This is a genomic window from Pseudomonas salmasensis (assembly GCF_014268375.2).
GTDB lineage: Bacteria > Pseudomonadota > Gammaproteobacteria > Pseudomonadales > Pseudomonadaceae > Aquipseudomonas > Aquipseudomonas salmasensis.
Genome location: NZ_CP077083.1, coordinates 91,391 through 116,575, shown reverse-complemented (window position 1 = coordinate 116,575; position 25,185 = coordinate 91,391). Strand labels below are relative to the sequence as shown.

20 protein-coding genes are annotated in these 25,185 nt (G+C 61.0%); 12 read left to right on the top strand and 8 right to left on the bottom strand.

The genetic code is table 11. The features are described from left to right. Positions 1-8: 8 nt before the first annotated feature. Genes HU731_RS00480 through tssA form a run of 8 tightly spaced genes read right to left on the bottom strand, consistent with a single transcriptional unit; the run spans position 9 to position 8,437 of the window. Positions 9-140, bottom strand: a complete 132-nt coding sequence (locus HU731_RS00480; protein ID WP_186606572.1) for a type VI secretion protein — start codon at positions 138-140, stop codon at positions 9-11. A 35-nt stretch (positions 141-175) separates the two neighbouring features. Further along, a complete protein-coding gene (locus HU731_RS00475; RefSeq protein ID WP_186606571.1) occupies positions 176-1,687 on the bottom strand; it encodes a sigma-54 interaction domain-containing protein in 1,512 nt (503 codons plus the stop codon). Positions 1,688-1,699: 12 nt separating this feature from the next. Further along, on the bottom strand, positions 1,700-2,707 hold the full coding sequence (gene tssG / locus HU731_RS00470) for a type VI secretion system baseplate subunit TssG (protein WP_186606570.1): 1,008 nt from the start codon (positions 2,705-2,707) through the stop codon (positions 1,700-1,702). Next, positions 2,671-4,458, bottom strand: coding sequence for a type VI secretion system baseplate subunit TssF (tssF, locus tag HU731_RS00465; protein ID WP_186606569.1), 1,788 nt, complete (start codon positions 4,456-4,458; stop codon positions 2,671-2,673). Before tssF ends, tssG begins: the two co-directional genes overlap by 37 nt. Continuing rightward, on the bottom strand, positions 4,448-4,849 hold the full coding sequence (gene tssE, locus HU731_RS00460; RefSeq protein ID WP_186606568.1) for a type VI secretion system baseplate subunit TssE: 402 nt from the start codon (positions 4,847-4,849) through the stop codon (positions 4,448-4,450). The genes tssF and tssE overlap by 11 nt, the downstream gene beginning before the upstream one ends. 14 nt (positions 4,850-4,863) lie before the next feature. Then, positions 4,864-6,342 (bottom strand): type VI secretion system contractile sheath large subunit, encoded by a 1,479-nt coding sequence (gene tssC, locus HU731_RS00455; RefSeq protein ID WP_186606567.1) that lies wholly within the window; start codon positions 6,340-6,342, stop codon positions 4,864-4,866. Between the two features lie 27 nt (positions 6,343-6,369). Beyond that, positions 6,370-6,867: a type VI secretion system contractile sheath small subunit gene (gene tssB / locus HU731_RS00450; RefSeq protein WP_186606566.1), complete on the bottom strand. Its 498-nt coding sequence runs from the start codon at positions 6,865-6,867 to the stop codon at positions 6,370-6,372. 25 nt (positions 6,868-6,892) lie between these two features. Further along, positions 6,893-8,437, bottom strand: a complete 1,545-nt coding sequence (gene tssA, locus HU731_RS00445) for a type VI secretion system protein TssA (RefSeq protein ID WP_186606565.1) — start codon at positions 8,435-8,437, stop codon at positions 6,893-6,895. A 470-nt stretch (positions 8,438-8,907) separates the two neighbouring features. Between tssA and HU731_RS00440 the strand changes: the two genes are divergently transcribed. The 12 genes from HU731_RS00440 to HU731_RS00385 all read left to right on the top strand — a co-directional run bounded on the left by HU731_RS00440 (position 8,908) and on the right by HU731_RS00385 (position 25,143). Next, entirely contained in the window at positions 8,908-9,423 is a 516-nt protein-coding gene (locus HU731_RS00440; protein ID WP_014718214.1) for an Hcp family type VI secretion system effector, read from the top strand. Between the two features lie 544 nt (positions 9,424-9,967). Continuing rightward, on the top strand, positions 9,968-10,462 hold the full coding sequence (locus HU731_RS00435; protein WP_186606564.1) for a DUF1543 domain-containing protein: 495 nt from the start codon (positions 9,968-9,970) through the stop codon (positions 10,460-10,462). Positions 10,463-10,570: 108 nt separating this feature from the next. Then, on the top strand, positions 10,571-10,852 hold the full coding sequence (locus HU731_RS00430) for a peptidylprolyl isomerase (protein ID WP_003208024.1): 282 nt from the start codon (positions 10,571-10,573) through the stop codon (positions 10,850-10,852). 130 nt (positions 10,853-10,982) lie between these two features. After that, positions 10,983-12,842, top strand: coding sequence for an extracellular solute-binding protein (locus HU731_RS00425; RefSeq protein WP_186606563.1), 1,860 nt, complete (start codon positions 10,983-10,985; stop codon positions 12,840-12,842). Beyond that, the gene (locus HU731_RS00420; RefSeq protein WP_032876053.1) at positions 12,842-13,900 is read left to right on the top strand and encodes a microcin C ABC transporter permease YejB; all 1,059 of its coding nucleotides are present in this window, start codon (positions 12,842-12,844) and stop codon (positions 13,898-13,900) included. The genes HU731_RS00425 and HU731_RS00420 overlap by 1 nt, the downstream gene beginning before the upstream one ends. Next, positions 13,900-14,922 (top strand): ABC transporter permease, encoded by a 1,023-nt coding sequence (locus HU731_RS00415; protein ID WP_186606562.1) that lies wholly within the window; start codon positions 13,900-13,902, stop codon positions 14,920-14,922. The genes HU731_RS00420 and HU731_RS00415 overlap by 1 nt, the downstream gene beginning before the upstream one ends. Before the next feature lie 10 nt (positions 14,923-14,932). Further along, positions 14,933-16,504: an ABC transporter ATP-binding protein gene (locus HU731_RS00410; protein WP_186606561.1), complete on the top strand. Its 1,572-nt coding sequence runs from the start codon at positions 14,933-14,935 to the stop codon at positions 16,502-16,504. Positions 16,505-16,612: 108 nt separating this feature from the next. After that, on the top strand, positions 16,613-18,013 hold the full coding sequence (locus tag HU731_RS00405; RefSeq protein WP_186606560.1) for a sigma-54 interaction domain-containing protein: 1,401 nt from the start codon (positions 16,613-16,615) through the stop codon (positions 18,011-18,013). Between the two features lie 285 nt (positions 18,014-18,298). After that, entirely contained in the window at positions 18,299-19,690 is a 1,392-nt protein-coding gene (locus tag HU731_RS00400; protein WP_003191810.1) for a GntP family permease, read from the top strand. A gap of 7 nt (positions 19,691-19,697) precedes the next feature. Further along, positions 19,698-20,471, top strand: a complete 774-nt coding sequence (locus tag HU731_RS00395) for a 3-hydroxybutyrate dehydrogenase (RefSeq protein ID WP_056788134.1) — start codon at positions 19,698-19,700, stop codon at positions 20,469-20,471. Positions 20,472-20,510: 39 nt separating this feature from the next. Next, positions 20,511-22,466: an acetoacetate--CoA ligase gene (locus HU731_RS00390; protein WP_186606559.1), complete on the top strand. Its 1,956-nt coding sequence runs from the start codon at positions 20,511-20,513 to the stop codon at positions 22,464-22,466. Between the two features lie 139 nt (positions 22,467-22,605). Then, the gene (locus HU731_RS00385) at positions 22,606-25,143 is read left to right on the top strand and encodes a PAS domain-containing hybrid sensor histidine kinase/response regulator (protein ID WP_186606558.1); all 2,538 of its coding nucleotides are present in this window, start codon (positions 22,606-22,608) and stop codon (positions 25,141-25,143) included. The last annotated feature ends 42 nt before the right edge of the window (positions 25,144-25,185 follow it).

The following is a 25,185-nucleotide window of genomic DNA, read 5'->3' as shown; positions in this document are numbered from 1 at the left end:
CCCTCCTTTCAGCGGCCACGAATGATCGCCTGCGGGTCACCCAAAGGGTGGTACTCGGCATCATCGAACACATAGTTGGCGTTACAGCCTCCCAGCAAACACATCACCAGCACGACGACGTGCCATGGACGATCAGTCATCAGGTTTCTCCCACAGTAAAAATCAAGTGCGCCATTCAGCGTTCCTCCCGGGCATCACCAAAGGGAATGTTCAACCGGGCTAGGCGGTAAAGCAGGGTGCGCCGGGCGACCCCCAGCTCCCGTGCGGTGCGGGTGCGATTACCGTGGTTCTTGTGCAGGCAGTCGAGCAGGAACGTGCGCTCTACTCGCTCCATACGCTGGCGCAGTGTCACGTCATCGGGAGTAGCCGGCTTTGCTGCCAGGGGCAGCGCCAGATGCTCGGGCCGAATCACGCTGTCGTCACACAACAACACGGCGCGCTCCACCAGGCATTTGAGTTCGCGTACGTTGCCGGGAAAACCGTGGCTGGACAGTTGATCGAGGGCGGTATTCGACCACTCGACAGGTGGCCTCCCCAGCGCTGCGCACACCTTGCTTGTGAAATGGCGCGCCAGTTGCAGCACATCGCCGCCTCGCTCGCGCAGGGCCGGTAAGGTGATGGGGAACTGAGCCAGTCGGTAATAGAGGTCTTCGCGAAAGCGCCCTTCGGCGACCATCGCCGCGAGGTCGCGGTGGGTCGCGGCAATGATGCGTACGTCGACCTTGTGTGCCGCACTGGCACCCAGCGGGCGAACCTCACCCTCCTGCAATACCCGTAGCAACTTGGCTTGCAAGGGCAGCGGCATATCGCCGATCTCATCCAACAGCAACGTACCGCCATGTGCGGAGTCGAACAGCCCCGCGTGATTGCGTTCGGCACCCGTGAACGCCCCTTTGCGGTAACCGAACAGCTCGCTTTCAAGCAACCCTTCCGGGAACGCCGCGCAGTTTTGCACCACAAAGGCCTTGGCCTTGCGCGGCCCGGCCGCATGAATGGCACGAGCCACCACTTCCTTGCCCGTGCCGGTCTCGCCCTGCAGCAGCACGGTGTAAGGGGTGTGCAGGACTTTACTGATCAGCCGGCACGCCTGCTCCATCGCCGCGCTGATGCCGATCAAACCGTATGCGCCAGCCAACGGTTTGCTGCGTTCGGGCTGCGTGCCAACGTTGGGCTGCCCATCGCGCAGTACCCGCAACTGGTTGACGGCGAAGCTGCCCAAATGCCCCAAGGAGGGAGCGTAGCCTTGCAACTGGGCCGGGTGTTGGCGGGCGCATACCAGCACACCGGTCATGCGTTCGCATCGGTTGAACAGCGGCACGCTTAATAGTGCCCGCCAAGGTGTCGCCAATGCTGGCAGGAAACCCGTGTCATGGCCGCTGCCTTGCACATCCTCCAGGCTCAACGCTGTGCCCTGGGTCAAGGTGTCGTGCAGCAACTGGTGGGAATGCTGACTAGGCCGTGAAGGCACTACGGCGAGCGACGGCACCTGGGCAAGATGTTGGGCGATCAGTTCAAGCCCGCCGGTTACTTCATCGAGCAGGTACAACTGGCTGACGTCGCACTGGCTCAGCCGGGCCGCCGCGCTGACACATACGTCAGGTAACGCGTGTTCATCGCGCTCGAACCCCAAGCGTGCGAAACAGGCAGACAGTGCGTCGATCATGTGTTGCAAATCCCTATTCATCATGCCTATTCATCCCTAATGAAAATTGCGGGTTAGCGTGATTACGCCATCGGCCCGTTCACGCCCCAGCCAAGTGGTCCAGCCCAGGCGGCACACCGTGTTTTCGCCAATGTGCAACGGCCTGATCTGGTCCTGTGCCATTACCAGGCGCAGGTCGTATTCCAATGGGTCCCGCAGCGTCAGGCGCACCAGCGAGCGCAGCGGCTGATGGGCCTTTCCCGTGGGCAGGAAGTCGTGAAAGCGCTGCCACCCCAACGCGAGGACATGCACCCTGAACTTGCCACTGCGGTCAGCGACGCGGCGTCCCAGGACCAGATCCTCACCAAGGACACTATTGGCCCGTCCAAGGTCATTGCGTTGTACCTGGCTAACCTTCACCTGGCGTTCAACCCACTGCTCGATAAACAACGCGTCGTGCTTGAAGTAGTAACGCAGGACCGACTCGATCATTGCCGCCGAGTACACCCGCACACTCAACAGGCCAAGGTATGGCAGCAGGCGCTTGCAATCGAGTCGGGAAGCACCACGGATCACGGTGCCGCCCAGCCCAGTCAAGGCAAACATCTGTTCGGAAAAACCATCATTGGCGCCTGCCCGGAAACAGGCCCGATAGCGGTATTTGCGCCAGATCGGAAGCATCAGCCGGTGCAGGCGATGATGGAACAGATCCAGGAAGTCTCGAGTGGGGTTGCCGCCTGGCTGCTCGGCAAATGCCTGCTCACCGTAAAACGCAGGCAGTGGGGACCCGGCGCCAAACAACCCCAGTACATTGAGCCGCAAGCGCGCACGCAAATGTCCGTGCTCCATAAAGAACTCCACTCGGTCGATATCATGCGCGGCAAACCCCAAGCCAGGGTTGGCCTGGAACTCCAACTGGTCGTACAACGCGTCCTCATCCAGCAGCGGATGAGCCTCGCGCAATCGCTCGGTGACCTGCAAAACTGCCTGGAACAGCGTGTATTCACGGATACCACGGCAAAGTTGAGTCAGAGCAGGGGCTGCTGTCCCATCAGGGATGGCCATAGATACACGTCTCCTTGTGTGCTGATGACACGCAACTCGTGATGGGAATTGAGGCTGGCATAAAGCGCAAAGAACTGATTGAGGACCGAAGCAAATACAAACAAGTCGCCCTGACCGACAAAGCCCTGGGAATCGACGGTCAGATCGACCCGCACACCTCGCACGGGTAACCCACGATGCAGGCGATCCATCGCCTCATGATGAATAGCGCGCAAGGCCCCCAGCCTTTTCTGGCTGACCTTCAACGCCTGACGATCGTAATAACGCGGCAGGTCGTAGGTTTCGAGAATCACTTTCAAGGCGTTGATATCGGTCAACGACAAGTAGTTGAGCGACATATTGCTGATGAGCTTCCACAGGAAATCCTGGTCCAGGGGCGGCGCGTAGCTCGCCGTTGGCGCGGTGATATTGCGGAACGTCAACGACTCCGGTGTCTGTTCGCCGGGCTGGTTAATCTCGCCTGCACGCAATTGCCGTGGCAGGTTGCCATTGGTACAGGTCAGTTCGACCGACAGGGTTTCCTGCCCCTGTTCGCGGCGATTGCCGAACCCCATCCAGGTGTCGAGTCCGGCATGTTGAACCGACGAACGTTGGCGAATGCTGTAGCTGGGCGGTGCCGCCAGTGGCTCGCTGTTGCCGTCATGTTCAAACGACTCGAACGGCACGTAGGTTTGATAACCCAAGCCACCGGGTCGCCAACCGGTGACTCGGTCCACGGAAAACACGCAGGCATTGCCCGGCGTATATTCCCCGGGCACCAGGAGGTACTCGTCCTGTTTACCGTCCAGGCGAATGGGAATTGCATCCTGTGTAAACAGGTTGACGATGGGCGTGCAATACAGCTTCACGTTATCCACGGTAGGACGCAGGGGCTCACGGCCCTGGCTGCGAAGTTCGAAACGCATCACCAGGCCGTGCGTCTGCCGTAGCAACTCGTGGGGCAAACTGTGCAACACGTCCAGGCCTTCGACGTCGACAAACAGGTACTTCTCGGGAAAGGCGAAATACTCCTGCAGGTGCCGATAACCCTCCAGGGTGTTCTGCGGGTAAGGAATCAGCGCCTGTTCCTGGGAAAACCCCACTGGCCGGACCCGACTGGCATTGAGCCGCAGCGTCACCGGGTGGCCATCGCTGGTGGTGATCGGCAGACCATCGTGATCCACCAGCAACAGGCTGATGCACTCCAGGTGACGCAATAGACTCAGATACAGGCCCTGACTGATGTAATGGTCACCGGCCAGGTGCAGTCGCAGCGAATCGAATATCAACTCGCTGAAGCTGCCGTCGACACTCATGCGCAGGTGCAAATCCAACCAGGCCCCATCGCCCTGGCATCTGTACTCCAGGCCACTGAGTTGCAAGGCCATGACGTCAGTGGCGTAGCATGTACGGAACTGGCAACGCTCACCGTGGATGGGAGCACTTTGCACCGCGGTGTCCCGCGCCACCCGTACGCTGGGGCCGGAGCGTTTCAACGGGTCGAATTGAAGAATGCTGAAGGCCGGTATCGGCCGCATGTAATGGGGCCAGAGCAGGTGCATCAATGAGTGCGTCAACTCTGGCAGTTCGTCATCCAGCTTTTGGCGCAGGCGCCCGGTCAGGAAGGCAAACCCCTCCAGCAAGCGCTCGACATCCGGGTCTTGGCCGGCTTCGCCGAGAAACGGCGCCAGGGCGGGATTACGCTCGGAAAAACGCCGCCCCAGTTGGCGCAGCGCACTGAGTTCGCTTTGAAAATAACGGTTAAGCGTCATCGGCACAGACCTCAACCCGTCCGGTATCCGTAAGGCGCGCGTGGAACACCAAGGCGTGCAAGACGCCGTCAATCATCCGCTCAGCCTCAATGGCGAATGCCAGGGACAAGGAGTCACGCACAACCGGCAGCAGCCTGACACGTACATTCGACAGCCGCGGCTCATAGGCCTGGATAAATCGTTCGATATGCAGCCGCGACTGGCTCAAGGACTCATGCAAGCTGAGCCGCATGTCATTGAGATCAGGCAAGCCATAATCAGGCAGCGTCTGGACACTGCCCGCACGAGTGCTGAGCATTTTCCCCAAATGTGCGGCGATGGACGCCACCGCGGCGCCCGGGTTCGACGCCCCCTGCTCGAGGCGTTCGAAAAGACTGTTGTGCTCAAGCATGCCCTGGCCTCTGCTCATTCTTTATCGAGCTTGCCGACCAGGGACAATGTGAAGTCTGCCCCCATGTATTTGAAATGCGGGCGTACCGTGACGTTGACCCGGTACCAGCCAGGCTCGCCTTCGACATCGCTGACGACAATGCGCGCGGCACGCAATGGGCGCCGCCCACGTACTTCGGCGCTGGGGTTTTCTTGGTCCGCCACGTATTGGCGAACCCACTTGTTGAGTTCCAGCTCCAGGTCCGTCCGCTCTTTCCATGCGCCCAACTGCTCCCGTTGCAGCACCTTGAGGTAATGAGCCAGGCGGTTGACCACCATCATGTAGGGCAATTGGGTGCCCAGGCGATAATTGAGTTCTGCCGCCCTGCCCTCCTCACTGATGCCAAAGGATTTGGGCTTCTGTACGGAACTGGCGGAAAAAAACGCCGCATTGTCGCTGCCCTTGCGCATGGTCAAGGCGATGAAACCTTCTTGTGCCAGCTCGTACTCGCGCCGGTCCGACACCAGCACCTCGGTAGGAATCTTGGTTTCGATCTCGCCCATGCTCTGGAAGTGATGCAGCGGAAGGTCCTCTACCGCCCCGCCGCTTTGCGGGCCAATAATGTTGGGGCACCAGCGAAAGCGCGCGAAGCTGTCGGTCAGGCGAGTGGCAAAGGCATAGGCGGTATTGCCCCACAAGTAATGCTCGTGGCTGTTAACCACATTCTCCTGGTAGGCGAAGGTCTTGACCGGGCACTCAAGGGGGTCATACGGCGTGCGCAGCAGAAAGCGCGGTACGGTGAGGCCAATATATCGGGCGTCTTCGCTCTGCCGGAAGCTCTGCCACTTGGCAAATTGCGGGCCTTCGAAATGGTCCCGCAGATCCTTCAGGTCGGGCAACCCGGTGAAGCTTTCCAAGCCGAAGAAACTCGGCCCCGCCGCAGCGATAAAGGGCGCGTGGGCCATGCCGGCGACGCTGGATGCGTATTGCATCAGTTTCACATCGGGTGCGCTGGGCGAAAGAAAGTAGTTGGCAATGATTGCGCCCACTGGCTGGCCGCCGAACTGGCCGTACTCGGCGCTGTAGACGTGTTTGTACAACCCGGATTGGGTAATTTCCGAGGAGTCTTCAAAATCATCCAGCAGGTCCTGGCGCGAGACATTCAACAGTTCGATCTTGATGTTTTCGCGAAAATTGGTGCGATCGACCAGCAACTGCAAGCCTCGCCACGAAGCCTCCAACGCCTGGAAGTCCGGGTGGTGAAGAATCTCATCCATTTGCTCGCTGAGCTTGGTATCGATCTCGGCGATCATCCGGTCGACCAGGCGTTTCTTTACGGGCTCATCACGATTATGTGGCTTGACCAGCTCTGCGATAAACGCCGACACGCCGCGCTTGGCGATGCCATAAGCCTCGTCGTCGGCGCCGAGTAACGTCTGGGAAATGATGTTATCGAGGATGCTACCGCCCTCGATAACCTGAACGGGTTGCTTGCCGTGTTGAATCGTGGTCATGGTGTCAGTGTCCTTTTACTGAAAATGTCAGGCTTGAGGCCTATCCAGGCCGAGTTCGGCAAGCACTCGAGCGCGGGAATCACCATTGGCCAACGCCCGCTCGATAGCGTTGCGAAAGCTGGGCGTATTGCCCAACGGGCCCTTGAGCGCCACCAATGCCTCACGCAACGCCATCAGCTTTTGCAATGGCGGGATCTGCTCCACCAGGTTCGCGGGGTTGAAGTCCTTCATCGCGCTGATCCGCACCTGAACCGGCAACTCTTCCACCTCGGCTGCATCCTGAAGGCGGTTAGGCACGCTCAGCGTCAGGCTCAACGCCTGCTTGGCCAACACCTCGTCAAAGGTGTGCTTGTCGATGCCGATGGGCTTGCGATCTTCGAGTTTGCGTGGGTCTGCCCGCAGGGAAAAATCCCCCAGCACCAGCAGCTTCAACGGCAGCTCGACGTCTTCCTGCGCGCCACCGACCGCGGGTTTGAAGGTAATGTTGATACGTTCCTTGGGGGCTACCGAACCGTCTTTGGCCATGGTGCTTCTCCTTTTTTATGAGGCGCTATTGAAGTACTGCTTCCAGGTCGAAATGGCACAACCGGCGATGCAGGGTGTCTTTTGCGTCTTGTACGGCTTGGTTTTGTGGCAACAGCTCGTAGCAGCGATACAGCAGTTGGCCGACTTGCACGGCCAGCTCCGGCTCCCAACTTTCCAGGCCAGTGCGCTGTAATTGCAGGTCGAGTTGTTCCAGCTGGATCCTGGCCAGGTCATGCTTGCCGGCCGCCACACACAACCTGGCCAGTGCCAGGTGCCAGTGAAAACTCGCTCGATCACCGCTCGCCGCCCGCAGCCCTTGCTTGAGCGCGCCCACCGCAGCCTTGAGACCGTCCTTGCGCAGGCAGGGCATCACCGCTTGCAACGCGGCTTCCCAGGGCTGGGCAACGCTGTCGACGACGACACTGGAGGGCTCGGGCTTGTGTACGTGACGCATCACGTGAAGCGCGATCCACTCACCTGTCGCGGGGTCGGCAAAGGGCGTGCCGTCGTCGAACCGATACTCAGGCAGGTTCGGCAGGCGATGCAGCAGCAGAGCGAATTGCATTTCCAGTTCGGTCATGGCCAGCTCTGCGTGCAAGGCCTCCAGGCACTCCCAGACCATGCGCAACCCATCGAACCAGAACATCGCACCGGCCAGGCTGACCTCAAGCTCAAGCAACAGATCGGCGTAATGGCCTTGGCTGAAGCGGTCTTGATAGCGCTTGCGCTTGTCGCCAGCCAATGGGCGCAGCGCCGTCACCCGCTCAGTATTGGCGTCGGGATAATTGACGAGCATCAACCACGCCAGGGTTCGGCCCAGGCGCACGGCGCGCGGGTCGGTGGCATCCTGACGCAACCACCAGGCACATAAAGGCCGAGCCTGCTCCTGCAATGCGCGCAGCCGCTTGTGCGCGTCTTTTTCGTTATTGAGCGGTTGCTCGGGTTCCAGCAGCGCAGTTGGCGCTGGCTTGACCTGGGCAATGACGCCCGCAACGCTGCCTGGTTCAGCTACAGCCTGGGCCAAGCGCGCCGACAACTGCCGGCGAACCGGCAACAGCAACGGCGCCTCGCTGCCTAGCTGTTCGCCCCATAGCCGGTCCAGACATTCCAGGTGTTCCAACAACGCCTGGAATAACGGTCGTTGATCACCGAGCGGGAGGTTGTGCGCACACGCTTGTTCAAGGCGCGACACCAACCAGCCAAGCGCCGCAATGCGGGTACGTAGCTTAACGGGATAGACCTGCGCCCAATGATGCTCGCAGAGGTCACGCAGCACACCGAGGCCGGCCAGCAACCCAGCAAATGAATCACGTTGATACAAGGCCCAGGCCAACCAGGCGGCGACGCGCAGATCCTTGGAGTGCTCACGCAGAATGCCCTCGCTGATTTCGCTGATCTTCTGCCAATCCGGCAGGCCCGCCCCATGAATGGAGTGCGCCTTGCCCAGCTCGGTTTCCAGCACTTCAAACTCGCTTGAAAAACGCATATCGCTGCCAACAAAACTGCTGGGCGAACACGCTGTCCGTGCAAGTTCTAAGTAATAGGCATATTGCTTTTCTGAATAAACCATTTTGGGCTGCACACAACCATCCAAGGCAAAGTAGGCAAAATTAACGTCATTGTTAAAACGCCCTTGAACTTTCGCTCAAAACACATTGAAGTGAGCGAACCTTAGCCACGAAAAAAACAATCAGCAAGTAACAGAACGGAACTTAAGAAACATCCTACACACCCCTATACCAAGGAAGATGCGCAGGTATTTGCGCAGCTTAACCAAGCCAAAACCACCCCTCGACTGCCACGGCCGCACATTTAACAAACATATGAAATGAGCAACTAATTGCGCATAAACGCGCAACTAATAGCGCTAAAAAACACCCCCAGCCCGACAATAAACGCTCAATAACCTCCCCCTGCGCCCTCTTCGCCTTTATTTCATTGGCCCTCACACTTTCAGGCACGCTTCTTGTTATAGGTTCCTGCCCGTTCAGCGCTCTCGCTGCCCGGCAATACCTACTCAATCAGGCAAGGAAACCCGTCATGCCCACACCCGCGTACCTCTCCATCACCGGTGTCAAACAAGGTTTGATTACGGCAGGCACATTTACCCAGGACTCGGTAGGCAACATTTATCAGGAAGGCCATGAGGACCAGATTCTGGTGCAGGCGTTTGCTCATCAGGTGATCATTCCCCGCGACCCGCAATCGGGCCAGCCGACCGGTCAGCGCGTGCATAAACCGCTGATGATCAGCAAGGTTTTCGATAAATCCTCACCCTTGCTGTTCAGCGCCCTGACCACCGGCGAAGAAGTGTCCTGCCGCCTGGAGTGGCTGCGCACCTCCTCGGCCGGAACCCAGGAGCACTACTTCACGATTGAGCTGGAAGGCGCCACCATCGTCGACATCCAGTCGCGCATGCCCAACTGCCAGGACCCAGACAACGCCCACTTCACCCACCTGGAGGATGTGCACTTCACCTATCGCAAGATCATCTGGACGCACGAAGTCGCCGGGACGTCCGGCTCGGATGACTGGCGCAGCCCAGTGACGGGTTAACGGTAACCACGATGCGAAGCGAGCCGCTGTTGATCTTGCTCTTGATCTGCTTGTGATCTTAGGCGCCCCGTTAAACCACGCTGGCCGAACGCAGGCTTGAATTCGTGGGTAACCCGGCAGGACGCCGGGTTAGCCGCCCCGCGCCATGGATGGCGCGTGGCGGCGGCCCACGGAGTCAAGCCTGCGTTCGGGCACACCGAGCCTAAGCGAGGTGCCGAGTGGTGGGGCAAGAGCGTTTTGCTTACTTTTGCGCTGTTCAAAAGTGAGCCGCCGTCAGGGCGGAACCCTAAGTGGCCGTTACCGCAGCAATGGATATGTACACAATCCAATTGTGTTGACTGCCAGGCCGCCTTCGCGAGCAAGCCCGCTCCCACAGTTGGATTGGGGGGTGTCAGGTGGATAGGTGTTGCTTGTCAGGCCGTCATCGCAGGCAAGCCAGCTCCCACAGGTTCAGCATAGCGACACAAAGGCCCGATCCCAACCGGACAAACCAGCTCAATCGCAGTATGGTTGCCCTCTCACCACTCCCCAGGAAACACCGGTAATGCTGTTTGTCGTCATGCTCGGGGGTAAGCACCCGCGGGCCAGGATCGAAGTACACGATGTGGTATTCGCAGTGGCCGACACCCTGCAAGCCACCTACCCGCAATTACGAGACGCCTGGTTTGGCAGCCCCAAAGGCCTACACATCGATTCATGGATGGCCGTCGATGGCGTCGACGGCTGGAAGGTGGAGCTCAGCCCCCTGGCCCCCCACGGCGATGCGCCGCGCTTGTACTTCATCAACCTCGGCGGCTACGAGGCCAACAGCTTCGGCGAAGCCCATCACTATCTACTGGTGGTCGCCCATCACAAACAGGAGGCCATGCGCAAAGGCAAGCAGCAGATGCTCAGCCACTGGTCCCAGGCCCACACCGACGCCGTGCTGGATATCGACGACTGCCTGCCCATCGACCTGGTGGACGGCCGCTATATACACCTGGTGCAAGCGGCGCACCGACCGATCGTGCAGCGCAACGACTATCTCGTGCTGCCTTGAACCGGCACGGCCTGAACAGTGGCGGCTGAACACCCAGTGGAACTTTGCCGAGAAATAACCGCCTGAATCCGGTACGCTCACCGTTTTTTACTCTAGGAGTTACTCACCATGGCCAAAGCCACCGCCCGTCACATCCTCGTTGCCACTGAAGACAAGTGCAACGAACTCAAAGCCCAAATCGAAGGCGGCGCTGATTTCGCAGAAGTCGCTAAAGCCAACTCCAGCTGCCCATCCAGCCGCCAAGGCGGTGACCTCGGTTCGTTCGGCCCAGGCCAGATGGTCAAGGAATTCGACACCGTGGTCTTCAGTGCCCCGGTCAACACCGTGCAAGGCCCGGTGAAGACTCAGTTCGGCTATCACCTGCTGGAAGTCACCAGCCGCCAGGATTGATTCAATCTGCGCTGATGCTATAAACAACGGCCCGCCCTTTGGTGGGCCGTTGTGCATCTGATGACTGGCGATGCCCAGGCCGTTAGCGTACAAATCCTTATTATTCTTTACCCGGCGTTCAAGGCTGATAATGCGATTGGCTTTTTCATCTCTGCTCTGTTCCACCCTGGCCTTGCTAATGGCCAGCACTGCGGTGATCGCGGCCCCGCAAACCTACCTGACGGTGTACGGCGAGCCCGCCAAGTACGCCGAAGGTTTCAGCCATTTCGACTACGCCAACCCCAACGCCCCCAAGGGCGGCAGCCTGCGGCGCTCAGCGCTGGAGGTGGGGCGGTTTGACCACGTGCTGCCCTATATCGACAAAGGCATCGGCGTGTCCCAGGTCGACGGCTGGGTGTACGCGCCCTTGGCGTTGCGCTCGTTGGATGAGCCTTACACTGTCTATGGCCTGGTGGCGCAAAAGATGGAACGCGCAGGCGACGGCCTGTCGCTGCGTTTTTACCTGAACCCCAAGGCGCGCTTTGCCGATGGCACGCCCATTACCGCGCAAGACGTGCGTTACAGCTTTGACGTGTTGATGACCCAAGGCAGCCTGCGCTATCGCACGTTGTTTGCCGACGTCAAACACGTCGAAGTCGAAGGCGAACGTCAGGTGCGCTTTGACTTTTCCAGCAACGAAAACCGCACCCTGCCTCTGGATATCGCCACCTTGCCAGTGTTCCCCGAGCACTGGTGGAAGACCCGCGACTTTGCCAACGGCGGCGGCTACGAAGCCCCGCTGGGCAGCGGCCCTTACAAGGTCAGCAAGATCGACTCCGGCAGCACCATCACCTTCACCCGCGACCCCGACTGGTGGGGCAAGGACTTGCCGGTCAGCCGTGGCCTGTACAACTTCGATCACCTGAGCCTGGAGTACTTCGGCGACACCGAAGTAGCGCGCCAGGTGCTGCGTGGCGGCGCCTACGATTTCAACCGTGAATTCTCTGCCACTGGTTACTCCATCGGCTACAACGGCCCGGCCCTGGACGATGGCCGCTTGCAGCGCGCGCATCTGGCCAAGGAGATGCCGCAGCCGGCCCAGGGTTATGTGTTCAATGTGCAAAAACCGATGTTCAAGGATCGCCGCGTGCGCCAGGCCCTGGCGATGCTGTGGGATTTTGAATGGGCCAACCGGCAGATGATGCGCAACCTGTACATTCGCCAGCAGAGCTATTTCTCCAATAGCCCGCTGGCCGCCAGCCAGTTACCCACTCCGGAAGAACTGGCGATCCTCGAACCCCTGCGCGGGCAGATTCCCGACGAGGTGTTTACCCAGGTGTTCAAGGCCCCGGTCACCGATGGCAGTGGCATGATCCGCGATAAACAGCTGCAAGCCTTGGCCCTGCTGGAAGACGCTGGCTGGAAACCCGTGGGCGACAAACTCGTGAATGCCCAGGGCGAACCGCTGGAATTCACCTTCCTGAATGTGCAGAACGGCGTTGAGCGCCTGTTGCTACCCTACAAACGCAACCTGGCGCAGATCGGCATCACCCTGAATATCCGCCGCATAGACTCTTCGCAATACGTCAACCGGCTGATGGCCCGCGACTACGACATGATCGTCACAGGCTTCCCTGTGACCACCTCGCCCGGCATGGAGCTGTACAACTATTTCGGTTCTGCCGCCGCGTTCGATTCGGGCGCCAACAACTACATCGTGCTCAAGGACCCGGCCGTCGATACGCTGATCCATGGCCTGGTCAAGGCCGACACCCAGGCGAAGATGCTCACCTATGCCCACGCCCTGGACCGTGTACTGCAATGGAATTACCTGTGGATCCCCAACTATTACCCACCGGGCACCTCCGCCGCGTGGTGGAACCGTTTCGGGCGCCCGGCCATCGAGGCGAAGAACGACGAAGCCCTGGAAACCTGGTGGGAAGTCAGCCCCACCCCGCTGACGAACGAACAAATGCAGGCTGAATTGAAAAAACGCGGAGAGGCCCACTGATGTTTGCCTATATCGTACGGCGCCTGCTGCTGATCATCCCGACGCTGGTGATCATCCTGTTGGTGAACTTCGTGATCGTGCAGGCCGCGCCCGGCGGGCCGGTGGAACAAGCCATCGCGCACTTGCAAGGCATTGGCGGCGGCGGTGTAGCCGGTGCATCCGGCGAAGGCATCAGCGGCTCGCGGGCCAGCCGCGGCCTGGACCCGAAGCTGATCAAGGACATCGAAAAACAATACGGCTTCGACAAATCCGCGCCGGAACGCCTGTGGTTGATGCTCAAGAACTACGCCCAACTGGACTTCGGCAACAGCTTCTTTCGCGGCGCGACGGTGACTGACCTGATCCTGGAAAAGATGCCCGTCACCATTTCCCTCGGCCTGTGGGCCACGCTGATCACCTACCTGGTGTCGATCCCGCTGGGCATACGCAAGGCCGTGCGCCATGGCAGCAGCTTTGATATGTGGAGCAGCACGGCCATCGTCATCGGTTATGCGATGCCGGCGTTCCTGTTTGCGATGTTCCTGATCGTGGTGTTCGCCGGCGGCACCTCGCTGAACTGGTTCCCGGTACGCGGGCTGGTCTCGGAAAACTTCGCCGAACTGAGCACCGTGGGCAAGGTGGCCGACTATTTCTGGCACCTGGTGCTACCGGTCACGGCGCTGGTGATCGGCGGGTTCGCCACCTTGACCATCCTCACCAAGAACTCGTTCCTCAATGAAATTACCCGCCAGTACGTGGTCACCGCCCGCGCCAAGGGTTTGAGCGAACGCCGGGTGCTGTACGGTCACGTATTCCGCAATGCCATGCTGCTGGTGATCTCGGGGATTCCCCAGGCGTTTATCAGTGTGTTCTTTGCCGGTTCGCTGCTGATTGAGGTGATCTTCTCCCTCGATGGCCTGGGCCGCATGAGCTACGAGGCGGCCGTGTCCCGGGACTACCCGGTGGTGTTTGGCTCGCTGTTTATCTTCACCCTGTTCGGCCTTTTGATAAAACTCATCGGTGACCTCTGCTACACCCTGGTGGACCCGCGTATCGACTTCGCCGCGAGGAACGCCTGATGCTCAACCTGTCTCCCGTGGCGCGTCGGCGTTTCGAGCGTTTCAAGAAAAACCGCCGTGGCTGGTGGTCGCTGTGGCTGTTTATCGGCCTGTTCATCCTGACCTTGGGCGGCGAGTTGATCGCCAATGACAAGCCCTTGGTGCTCAGTTTCAAGAACGAGCTGTATTTCCCGGTGTTCAAGCGCTACACCGAGCAGCAGTTCGGCGGGCAATTGCCGTTCCAGGCGGACTACCGCAGTGACTATGTGCAAAAGCTGATCAAGCAGGAGGGAGGCTGGATGCTGTTCCCGCCGATTCCGTTCAGCGATGACACCCCCAACTACGAACTTACCCGCCCTGCTCCGAGCCCGCCGTCGGCGGTGAACCGGCTGGGCACCGACGACCAGTCCCGCGATGTATTGGCGCGGGTGATCTTTGGTGCACGGGTGTCGATCCTGTTTGCCCTGGCACTGACCGCCATCAGCGCCGTCATCGGGATTGCCGCCGGGGCGTTGCAGGGCTACTACGGCGGCTGGGTGGACTTGCTTGGGCAACGCATCCTGGAGGTGTGGTCTGGCCTGCCGGTGCTGTACCTGCTGATTATCCTGTCGGGGTTTGTGGAGCCGAACTTCTGGTGGTTGCTGGGGATCATGGCGCTGTTTTCCTGGCTGGCCCTGGTGGACGTGGTGCGCGCCGAGTTCCTGCGCGGGCGCAACCTGGAATACGTCAAGGCCGCGCGCGCCCTGGGCCTGGGCGACGGCAAGATCATTCGTCGGCACATCCTGCCCAACGCCATGACCGCGACCCTCAGCTATTTGCCGTTTATCTTGACCGGGGCGATTTCCACCTTGAGCGCCCTGGATTTCCTTGGCTTTGGCATGCCCGCCGGCAGCGCGTCCCTGGGCGAGCTGATCGGCCAGGGCAAGCAGAACCTGCAAGCGCCGTGGCTGGGGCTGACGGCGTTTTTCACCCTGGCGCTGATTCTGTCGTTGCTGGTGTTTATCGGCGAGGCACTGCGTGATGCCTTCGACCCCCGCTCATGAGTGACTGCGTATGAACCTGATCGAAATCCGCGACCTGTGCGTCGCTTTCAACGGCCAGACCGTCGTGCGCAACCTGAGCCTGGACGTGCGCCCCGGCGAGTGCCTGGCGCTGGTGGGCGAGTCGGGCTCGGGCAAGTCGGTGACGGCCCATTCGATCCTGCAACTGCTGCCGCAAGCCGGCACCGAAACCCTGGGTTCGATCAAGTATCGCGGCCAGGAACTGATCGGCGCCTCACCAAGCACCCTGCAAAAATTGCGCGGTAACCGCATTGCCATGATCTTCCAGGAGCCGATGACCTCCCTGAACCCGCTGCACAGCATCGAAAAGCAGATCGGCGAAACCCTGCTGCTGCACAAGGGCCTTGGCGGCAAGGCGGCGCAGGCGCGCATCCTCGAACTGCTGGAACTGGTGGGCATCCAGAAACCCCAGGAACGGCTCAAGGCCTACCCCCATCAATTGTCCGGCGGCCAGCGCCAGCGGGTGATGATCGCCATGGCCCTGGCCTGCGAGCCCGAACTGCTGATTGCCGATGAGCCCACCACGGCGCTCGACGTGACGGTGCAGCGCAAGATCCTGCTGCTGCTCAAGTCCTTGCAACAGCGGTTGGGCATGTCACTGCTGCTGATCAGCCACGATCTGAACCTGGTGCGCAGTATCGCCCAGCGGGTCTGTGTGATGCGCGCCGGGGAAATCGTCGAGCAGGCCGACTGCCAGGCCTTGTTCACCAGCCCGCAGCATCCTTACAGCCGCCTGCTGTTGGACGCCGAACCTTCGGGCGATGTGCTGTGCAGCGAGCCGCGTGAGACGGTACTGGAAGTGGACGACCTGAGCGTGCAATTCCCCCTCGGCGGCGGGCTGTTCCGGGCCAAGACCTACCTGCGTGCGGTGGACGGCATCAGCCTCAGCGTGCAGCGCGGCAAGACGTTGGGGATTGTCGGTGAGTCCGGTTCCGGCAAGTCCACCCTGGGCCAGGCGATCCTGCGCTTGCTCGACTCCAGCGGCAGCATCCGCTTTCAGGGTGAGGCCCTGGACCCGCTCAACCATCAGCAGATGCGCCCATGGCGCAAGCAGATGCAGGTGGTGTTCCAGGACCCCTATGGCAGCCTCAGCCCGCGCATGTCGGTGCAGCAGATCATCAGCGAAGGCCTGGAAGTGCACGCACCGTGCAGCCTGGCCGACCGCGAAGCGCAAGTGATCCAGGTGCTCAAGGACGTGGGGCTGGACCCCGCCAGCCGGCATCGTTACCCCCATGAGTTTTCCGGTGGCCAGCGCCAACGCATTGCCATTGCCCGCGCCCTGGTGCTCAAGCCCGCGCTGATGCTGCTCGACGAACCCACCTCGGCCCTGGACCGTACGGTGCAGAAACAAGTGGTGGCGCTGCTGCGCGAACTGCAGGACAAATATGGCCTGACCTACCTGTTTATCAGCCATGACCTGGCGGTGGTGCGGGCCATGGCCCATGACATGATCGTGGTCAAGGATGGCAAGGTAGTGGAGCGTGGCGCCAGCCATGATGTGTTCGAATCGCCCCAACACCCGTACACCAAAGAACTGCTGGCAGCAGCGCACATCCCCCTGTAGGAGCGAGCTTGCTCGCGAAAAACTTAAATACCCCCCGTTTTTTCAGATACACCGCATTATCGTTGACGACCTTCGCGAGCAAGCTCGCTCCTACAGGATTTTGTTTCCATGAGTACCAGCCTCAAGGACTACCAACAGGTTCGCGGCCTGGCCATCCAGTCGCTGTTCGAGATCATCGAGCAGTCCAGCGAAGGCACGGTCATCGTCGACCGCGATGCGAATATCGTGTGGATGAACGAGCGTTACGCCAAGCGTTTTGGCCTCAAGAGCGCCGACCAAGCCATCGGCCAGCCGTGCGAGCAGGTGATTTCCAACAGCCTGCTGCGCCAGGTGGTGCGCAATGACCGGCCGATCCTGCTGGACATCCAGGACACTCCCAAGGGCCCGCTGGTGGTGATGCGCCTGCCGATCCACGACGAGGCCGGGGCGGTGATCGGCGCGATTGGCTTTGCGCTGTTCGATGAACTGCGCAACCTGTCGCCGCTGATCGAGCGCTACCTGAGCATGCAGCAGGAGCTGGCCTCCACGCGCTCACTGCTGCGATCGCGGCAGAGCAAATACAACTTCGCGCACTTTATCGGCACCAGCGCGGCGAGCCTGGAGGTCAAGCGCCGGGCGCGGCGCAGTGCGAGCGCCGAGTCGCCGGTATTGCTGCTCGGGGAAACCGGCACCGGCAAAGAGCTGCTCGCCCAGGCCATCCACGGCGCATCGCCACGGGCGCACAAAGCCTTTGTGAGCATCAACAGCGCGGCGATTCCCCATGACCTGCTTGAAGCCGAATTCTTCGGCACCGCACCCGGCGCCTTTACCGGTGCCGACCGCAAGGGACGCCCTGGCAAGTTCCAGATCGCCCAGGGCGGCACGTTGTTTCTCGACGAAATCGGCGACATGCCGCTGCCACTGCAAAGCAAATTGCTGCGGGTGTTGCAGGAAAAGGAATTCGAACCGGTGGGTTCCAACGAGATGCTGCACAGCGATGTGCGGGTGATTGCCGCGACGTCCATGGACCTGGAAGCAGCGATCAAGCGTGGCGAGTTTCGTGCGGATTTGTATTACCGACTGAACGTGCTGCCGATCCAGGTGCCGCCGTTGCGTGAACGCCTGGAGGATATTCCGGCGTTGAGCGAGGCGATCCTTGAGGAGTTGCGCAGCCAGCACGAACTGGACCGCGATGCGCTGGCGCTGTTGGCCCAACATGCCTGGCCGGGCAATATCCGCGAGCTGCGCAATGTCCTGGAGCGGGCAGCGCTGTTGAGTGATGACCTGATGCTCAATGCCAGCGACCTTCGCGCAGCGATTGGCACGTTCAGCCCGGTACAGCGGGGCGCGGTGGCGGCGGTCGAAGGTGAAACCTTTGCGGCGGCGCGGGAGCGGTTTGATCGGCAGGTGATTGCGGAGGCGCTCAAGGCCTGTGAAGGCAATGTGGTAGAGGCGGCCAAGCGGTTGGGGCTTGGGCGGTCGACGTTGTATAAAAAAATGTTGGCGCTTGGACTAACCCAGTCTCAATAAAGAGACACAATTCCCAATATCAAGACATGCGTGTGTGGGAGCTGGTTTGCCTGCGATAGCGGTATAACAGTGCCCTATAAGCCCGCTGAACCACCGCTATCGCAGGCAAGCCAGCTCCCACAAAGGATCTCCACTCGTCTCTCGATTGAGACTGTCTTCTGGAAAGATATCCAAAAAATCAAATAACTTCATATATATCAACACGTTACAAATATGGCACACATCTCGCTATAGCTCCCTCCCAAAGCGTCACCCACAACAATAACAATCCGATGGAGACACACCATGAGTGTGATCATTGCCCTGGCCGCGCTCGCGCTGCTGATGCTGGCCGCCTACCGTGGCTATAGCGTTATCCTGTTCGCCCCCATCGCCGCCCTTGGCGCGGTGCTGCTCACCGACCCGTCCGCCGTCGCCCCTGCCTTTACCGGGGTGTTCATGGAAAAGATGGTCGGCTTTATCAAGCTGTATTTCCCGGTGTTCCTGCTCGGTGCGGTGTTCGGCAAGCTCATTGAGCTGTCGGGGTTTTCGCGCTCGATCGTCGCCGCCGCGATCCGCTTGCTCGGCACGCGCCAGGCGATGCTGGTGATTGTGCTGGTCTGCGCCCTGCTCACCTACGGTGGCGTGTCGCTGTTCGTGGTGGTGTTTGCGGTGTACCCGTTCGCCGCCGAGATGTTCCGCCAGAGCAATATTCCCAAGCGCCTGATCCCGGCAACCATCGCCCTCGGCGCGTTTTCGTTCACCATGGACGCCCTGCCCGGCACGCCGCAGATCCAGAACATCATCCCCAGTACCTTCTTCAACACCACCGCCTGGGCGGCGCCGTGGCTGGGGCTGATCGGCACGATCTTCGTGTTCTGCGCCGGCATGCTCTACCTGGCGCGCCAGCGCAACAAGGCCCAGCGGGCCGGTGAAGGCTATGGCACCGAGTTGCGCAATGAGCCGGAAACCGCCGACAACCTGAGCTTGCCCAACCCATGGCTCGCGTTGTCGCCGCTGATCCTGGTGGGGGTGATGAACCTGCTGTTTACCCACTGGATCCCGCAGTGGTACGGCAAGACCCACAGCCTCAGCCTGCCGGGCATGAGCGCGCCGGTGACCACCGAAATCGCCAAGCTCACCGCGATCTGGGCGGTGCAGGCGGCGTTGCTGGTGGGGATTATCGTGGTGTTGGTGTTCGGCTTTTCGGCGATCAAGAGCAAGCTGGCCGAAGGCAGTAAAAGCGCGGTAAGCGGTGCATTGCTGGCGGCGATGAACACCGCGTCGGAATATGGGTTTGGCGCCGTGATCGCCTCGCTGCCGGGTTTTCTGGTACTGGCGGACTGGCTCAAGGGCATCCCCAACCCGCTGGTCAACGAAGCGATTACCGTGACCTTGCTGGCCGGTATCACCGGCTCTGCTTCCGGCGGTATGAGCATCGCCCTCGCCGCGATGTCCGAGAGCTTTATTGCAGCCGCCCACGCGGCCAATATCCCTCTTGAAGTGCTGCACCGAGTCGCGGCCATGGCCAGCGGCGGTATGGACACCCTGCCCCACAACGGCGCGGTGATCACCCTGCTGGCGGTCACCGGGCTGACCCACCGCGAAGCCTACAAGGACATTTTTGGCATCACGATCATCAAGACCCTTGCGGTGTTCGTGGTGATCGGTACTTTCTACGCCACCGGCATTGTGTGAGGTTTTCATGACGACTTTGAATGGCAAGACCGCCTTGGTCACCGGTTCCACCAGCGGCATCGGCTTAGGGATAGCCCTGAGCCTCGCCAAGGCCGGCGCCAACCTGATTCTCAACGGCTTTGGCGACGCCAGTGCGGTGATCGCCCAGGTGCAGGCGTTTGGCGGCAAGGTCGGGCACCACCCGGCCGACGTCAGCGACCCCGCGCAGATCGCCGACATGCTCGCCTACGCCGAGCGCGAGTTCGGTGGCGTGGACATCCTGGTCAACAATGCCGGGATCCAGCATGTGGCAGCCGTGGAAGATTTCCCTGTGGAACGTTGGGATTCGATCATCGCCATCAACCTGTCCTCGGTGTTCCACAGCACCCGCCTGAGCTTGCCGGGCATGAAGGCCAAAGGCTGGGGGCGCATTGTCAATATCGCCTCGGTGCACGGGCAAGTCGGCTCAGTGGGCAAGGCAGCGTATGTGGCGGCCAAGCATGGGGTGATTGGCCTCACCAAGGTGGTGGGCCTGGAAACCGCCACCAGCAATGTGACCTGCAACGCCATCTGCCCGGGCTGGGTGCTGACGCCACTGGTGCAGAAGCAGATTGATGATCGTGTGGCCAGCGGGGTCGACCCACAGCAAGCGCAGCAGGATCTGCTGGCGGAGAAACAGCCGTCGCTGGAGTTTGTGACGCCGTCGCAGTTGGGCGAGCTGGTGTTGTTTCTGTGCAGCGAAGCCGGAGCCCAGGTGCGCGGCGCGGCGTGGAACATCGATGGTGGCTGGCTGGCCCAGTAATTCACACACAGCCCCCACAATTTTAACAAGAGGCAGCTTATGTCCGAGATCCTCTGGCAACCCTCCCCGGAACGCATCGCCAACACGCGCATGGACCAGTTCCGCCGCTTCATCAACCAACGCCACGGCGTGCAACTCAACGACTACCCCGCCCTGCACCAATGGAGCATCGACCAGCGCCCGGACTTCTGGCAGGCGATTGTCGCGTTCTTCGACGTGCAGTTTCGCAGCCCGCCCAGCGTCACACTGATCGAAGACGTCGAGATGCCCAGCGCCCATTGGTTTCCCGGCGCCGCCCTGAACTTTGCCGAACACCTGTTGCGCCGCCGCGATGATCACCCTGCGGTGGTGGCTGTCAGCGAAGACGGCCAACGCGAACAATTGAGCTATGCCCAACTGGCGGAACACGTGGCCGGCCTGCAAAAAAGCCTGCGGGCGGCCGGGGTCGGCAGGGGTGACCGGGTGGCCGCGTGTATGCCCAACACCTGGCAAACCCTGGTCGGCATGCTCGCCACCACCAGCCTCGGTGCGATCTGGTCGTGCTCCTCGCCAGACTTCGGCACCCAAGGCGTCATCGACCGCTTCGGCCAGATCGAGCCCAAGGTATTGATCACCTGCGCAGGCTACCGCTATGCCGGCAGGCGCATCGACCAGAGCGCCAAGCTCAATGAAATCCTTGAGCGCCTGCCCTCCCTGCAACAGCTGATCATCGTGCCGTACGCCAAGCCCGAGGCGCAGGCTGGGGACTACACCACCCACGCCCACGTCGCGCTGTGGGACGACTTCTACCAAGCCTGTGGCGATCCCGAATTTGTCGCGGTGCCGTTCGATCACCCGCTGTATATCCTCTATTCCAGCGGCACCACCGGCATCCCCAAGTGCATCATCCACGGCACGGGCGGCGTATTGCTGACGCACCTCAAGGAGCACGGCCTGCATGCCGACCTTAACCGCGAGGACTGCCTGTTCTACTACACCACCTGCGGCTGGATGATGTGGAACTGGCTGGTGTCGGTACTGGCGATCGGCGCCACTGCGGTGCTGTACGACGGATCACCGTTCCACCCCGGCCACGAACGCTTGATCGACCTGATCGATGCGGAAAAAATCAGCGTGTTCGGCACCAGCCCCAAATTCCTCGCCACCCTGGAAAAATCCGGGTTGCAGCCGCGCTTGAGCCACGACCTGGGCAGCCTCAAGGGCCTGATTTCCACCGGCTCGCCGCTGTCGCCCCAGAGTTACGACTACGTGTACCGCGAGATCAAAGCCGAGCTGTGCCTGTCCTCGATGTCCGGTGGCACCGACATTGTCTCCTGCTTTGTGATCGGCAACCCGGTGCTGCCCGTGCGGCGCGGTGAAATGCAGTGCAAGAGCCTGGCCATGGCCATCGAAGTGTGGGACGACCAGGGCCGGCCCCTGGTCGGGGAGAAAGGCGAACTGGTGTGCACCCGGCATTTCCCGGCTATGCCCATCGGGCTGTGGAACGACCCGCAGCAGCAAAAACTGCGCGCTTCGTATTTCAGCCAGTTTCCCGGCGTGTGGGCCCAGGGCGACTATGCCGAGCAACGCGCCAACGGCAGCCTGTTGATCCACGGGCGTTCAGACGCGGTGCTCAACCCCGGCGGCGTGCGTATTGGCACCGCCGAGATTTACCGCCAGGTGGAAAAAGTCCCGCAGGTGCTGGAAAGCCTCGCCATCGGTCAACGCTGGCAGGACGACGTGCGCGTGGTGCTGTTTGTGCGGCTCAATGACGGAATCGAACTGGACGAGGCGCTGCAACAGCAGATCCGCCAGGTGATTCGCGCCAACACCACACCGCGCCACGTGCCGGCGAAGATCCTCGCTGTCACGGATATCCCCCGCACCATCAGCGGCAAAATCGTCGAATTGGCAGTGCGCAACGTGGTGCATGGCGAGCCGGTGAAGAACACCGATGCCCTGGCCAACCCCCAGGCGCTGGAGCAATTTCGCGACAGAGCGGAGCTGGCCTGTTAGATGAAAGGTTTCAGCGCTGATGCAGCGTTTTGAAGAAAAACCCTCAAGGCATGCTATTTTTTGGGGATAGTCACCCGTTGCCTTTCCTTGGGACAATGGGTGTTGTCATTTTTTCAAAGCGTCATGCTCAGGGCTTTTTATGAATGGAACATCCACCGGTAGCGAAGCCGCTGCGTTGATCAAGCGGCTGGACTGGGCGCAAAGCCCCCTCGGTGAGGCCAGTGAGTGGCCGCAAAGCCTGCGCACTGCCGTCGATATCGTCGTGCATTCACCCATGCCGATGGTGCTGCTGTGGGGCCCGCAGCTAACGCAACTCTATAACGATGGCTTTGCCCACCTGATTGGCAGCAAGCACCCCGGCGCCCTGGGCCAGCCGGCGCACCACACTTGGCCGGAGCTTGAAAGCTTCGCCGCGCCGGTCTACGACGCCGTGCTCGGCGGCCAGGTGCGCACCTTCAGCGAGCAACGCTTTGTGCTGCACCGCCAGGGCCGCGACACCGAAATCTGGCTGGACCTGACCTACAGCCCGGTGCGCGATGAAAGCTGCCAGGTGGCCGGCATCCTGGTCACGGCCATTGAAACCAATGAGCGGCGCAGTAAAACCCTCGAACTGCAACAGCGTTCCGAAGAAAGCCTCAAGGCCCAGCACAACACCGAGCAACGCCTGCAACTCGCATTGGCGGCCACCGACGCGGTGGGCACCTGGGACTGGGATATCGGTGAAGATCGTTTCATTGCCGACGCCCATTTCGCCTACCTGCATGGCGTCGACCCCAACGATTCAAGCCTGCTGCCCATCAGTGCCTACCTGCACGGCGTGCACCCCGAAGACCGGGGCACGGTGACGCGCAGCATCAAGCATTGCATCACCTACGGCACCGAATACGCCGAGGAATACCGCCTGCAGCAAGCCGACGGCCAGGTGCGCTGGGTGTTCGCCCGTGGCCGCTGCTACAAGGATCAGCACGGCCGGCCGGCGCGGTTCCTCGGCGCCGCACTGGACCTCACCGAGCGCAAAAACACCGAGCAGGCCTTGCGCCAGAGCCAGACCGAGCTGCAACTGATCATCAACGCCATGCCGGTGTTGATCGGCTACGTTGACCATGACCAGCGCTTTCGCCTCAACAACAGCGCCTACCTGGAGTGGTACGGCAAGACGCCCCAGGAACTGTACGGCAAGACCATCCGCGAAGTGCTCGGCGACGAGGTGTATGCCGGGCGCGCAGACAAGATCGCCGCCGCGCTCAAGGGCAAGGCGTGCAGCTTCATGACGGTGACGCCTCATCGCGATGGCCGCCCGCGCCATGCGTTGATGAAGTACCTGCCGCGTTTTAGCAATGATGGCTCGGTGAATGGTTTCTACATCTTTGTGATCGACGAGACCGAACGCAAGCTCACCGAAGAGGCCCTGCGCCACCTCAACGAGAACCTTGAAGAACGCGTGGCCCAGCGCACCCAGGCGCTGGCCGAGGCCAACCAGCGCCTGCAGAACGAGATGTTCGAGCGCGAACGTGCAGAAGATGCCCTGCGCCATGCGCAGAAGATGGAAGCGGTCGGCCAGCTCACCGGCGGTATCGCCCATGACTTCAACAACATGCTCACCGGCATCATTGGCAGCCTGGACCTGATGCAGCGTTACATTGCCGCCGGGCGCAGCGACGATATCGGCCGCTTTGCCGATGCCGCCGTGTCTTCCGCGCACCGTGCGGCCGCCCTTACCCACCGGCTGCTGGCGTTCTCGCGGCGCCAGTCGCTGGACCGTCGCCCCACCGACCCCAACCAACTGGTGGCGTCCCTGGAAGACCTGTTCCGGCGCACCAAGGGCGCGCATATCGAACTCAAGGTACAACTGGGCAAGGACATCTGGCCGGTGAACACTGACGCCAGCCAATTGGAAAACGCCCTGCTCAACCTGGTGATCAACGCCCGCGACGCCATGCCCGACGGCGGTGAGTTGCTGATCGAAACCGCCAACAGCTACCTGGACGGCACCGACATCACCACCCTGGAACCGGTCAAGGCCGGCGACTATGTGATGCTCGGCGTGAGCGATAACGGCAGCGGCATGGCGCCGAAAATCCTCGCCAAGGCGTTCGACCCGTTCTTCACCACCAAGCCCATCGGCCAAGGCACGGGCCTTGGCTTGTCGATGATCTACGGCTTTGCCCAGCAATCCGGCGGCCATGTGACCATCCAGAGCGAACCAGGCCAGGGCACCTGCGTGCGCCTGTACCTGCCGCGCTTGTATGGCACGGCGCTGGAAAGCAGCCTGCCCACCAGCTTGACCGAAGCCCCCGTGGCCCTGGCCGGTGAAGCGGTGGTGGTGGTCGAGGACGACCCGGCGGTGCGTATGCTGGTGGTCAATGTACTCGACGAATTGGGCTACACCGCGCACCAGGCGGCGGATGCGCGTGCGGCGCTGCCGTTGCTGGAGTCGGATTTGCGTGTGGACTTGCTGGTGACCGACGTTGGCCTGCCCGGCATGAACGGCCGGCAACTGGCAGAAATCGCCCGCCAGCATCGTCCAGGCCTGCGTGTGCTGTTCATGACCGGTTATGCCGAGAAAGCCGCCGAGCGCCAGGGGTTCCTGGAGGACGGTATGGACATGGTCGCCAAGCCTTTCTCCATTGACCTGTTGGCCAACAAAATCCGTAGCATGATCGGCGTCGAGGCCTGAGTTCAGGCATAATCGCGCGCCGTCGCACAGCTGGTAGAGCCC

Coding starts and splice junctions, on each gene's coding strand:
- HU731_RS00480 (WP_186606572.1), bottom strand. CDS start 140: ATGACTGATCGTCCATGGCACGTCGTCGTGCTGGTGATGTGTTTGCTG.
- HU731_RS00475 (WP_186606571.1), bottom strand. CDS start 1,687: ATGATGAATAGGGATTTGCAACACATGATCGACGCACTGTCTGCCTGT.
- tssG (WP_186606570.1), bottom strand. CDS start 2,707: ATGGCCATCCCTGATGGGACAGCAGCCCCTGCTCTGACTCAACTTTGC.
- tssF (WP_186606569.1), bottom strand. CDS start 4,458: ATGACGCTTAACCGTTATTTTCAAAGCGAACTCAGTGCGCTGCGCCAA.
- tssE (WP_186606568.1), bottom strand. CDS start 4,849: ATGCTTGAGCACAACAGTCTTTTCGAACGCCTCGAGCAGGGGGCGTCG.
- tssC (WP_186606567.1), bottom strand. CDS start 6,342: ATGACCACGATTCAACACGGCAAGCAACCCGTTCAGGTTATCGAGGGC.
- tssB (WP_186606566.1), bottom strand. CDS start 6,867: ATGGCCAAAGACGGTTCGGTAGCCCCCAAGGAACGTATCAACATTACC.
- tssA (WP_186606565.1), bottom strand. CDS start 8,437: ATGGTTTATTCAGAAAAGCAATATGCCTATTACTTAGAACTTGCACGG.
- HU731_RS00440 (WP_014718214.1), top strand. CDS start 8,908: ATGCCCACACCCGCGTACCTCTCCATCACCGGTGTCAAACAAGGTTTG.
- HU731_RS00435 (WP_186606564.1), top strand. CDS start 9,968: ATGCTGTTTGTCGTCATGCTCGGGGGTAAGCACCCGCGGGCCAGGATC.
- HU731_RS00430 (WP_003208024.1), top strand. CDS start 10,571: ATGGCCAAAGCCACCGCCCGTCACATCCTCGTTGCCACTGAAGACAAG.
- HU731_RS00425 (WP_186606563.1), top strand. CDS start 10,983: ATGCGATTGGCTTTTTCATCTCTGCTCTGTTCCACCCTGGCCTTGCTA.
- HU731_RS00420 (WP_032876053.1), top strand. CDS start 12,842: ATGTTTGCCTATATCGTACGGCGCCTGCTGCTGATCATCCCGACGCTG.
- HU731_RS00415 (WP_186606562.1), top strand. CDS start 13,900: ATGCTCAACCTGTCTCCCGTGGCGCGTCGGCGTTTCGAGCGTTTCAAG.
- HU731_RS00410 (WP_186606561.1), top strand. CDS start 14,933: ATGAACCTGATCGAAATCCGCGACCTGTGCGTCGCTTTCAACGGCCAG.
- HU731_RS00405 (WP_186606560.1), top strand. CDS start 16,613: ATGAGTACCAGCCTCAAGGACTACCAACAGGTTCGCGGCCTGGCCATC.
- HU731_RS00400 (WP_003191810.1), top strand. CDS start 18,299: ATGAGTGTGATCATTGCCCTGGCCGCGCTCGCGCTGCTGATGCTGGCC.
- HU731_RS00395 (WP_056788134.1), top strand. CDS start 19,698: ATGACGACTTTGAATGGCAAGACCGCCTTGGTCACCGGTTCCACCAGC.
- HU731_RS00390 (WP_186606559.1), top strand. CDS start 20,511: ATGTCCGAGATCCTCTGGCAACCCTCCCCGGAACGCATCGCCAACACG.
- HU731_RS00385 (WP_186606558.1), top strand. CDS start 22,606: ATGAATGGAACATCCACCGGTAGCGAAGCCGCTGCGTTGATCAAGCGG.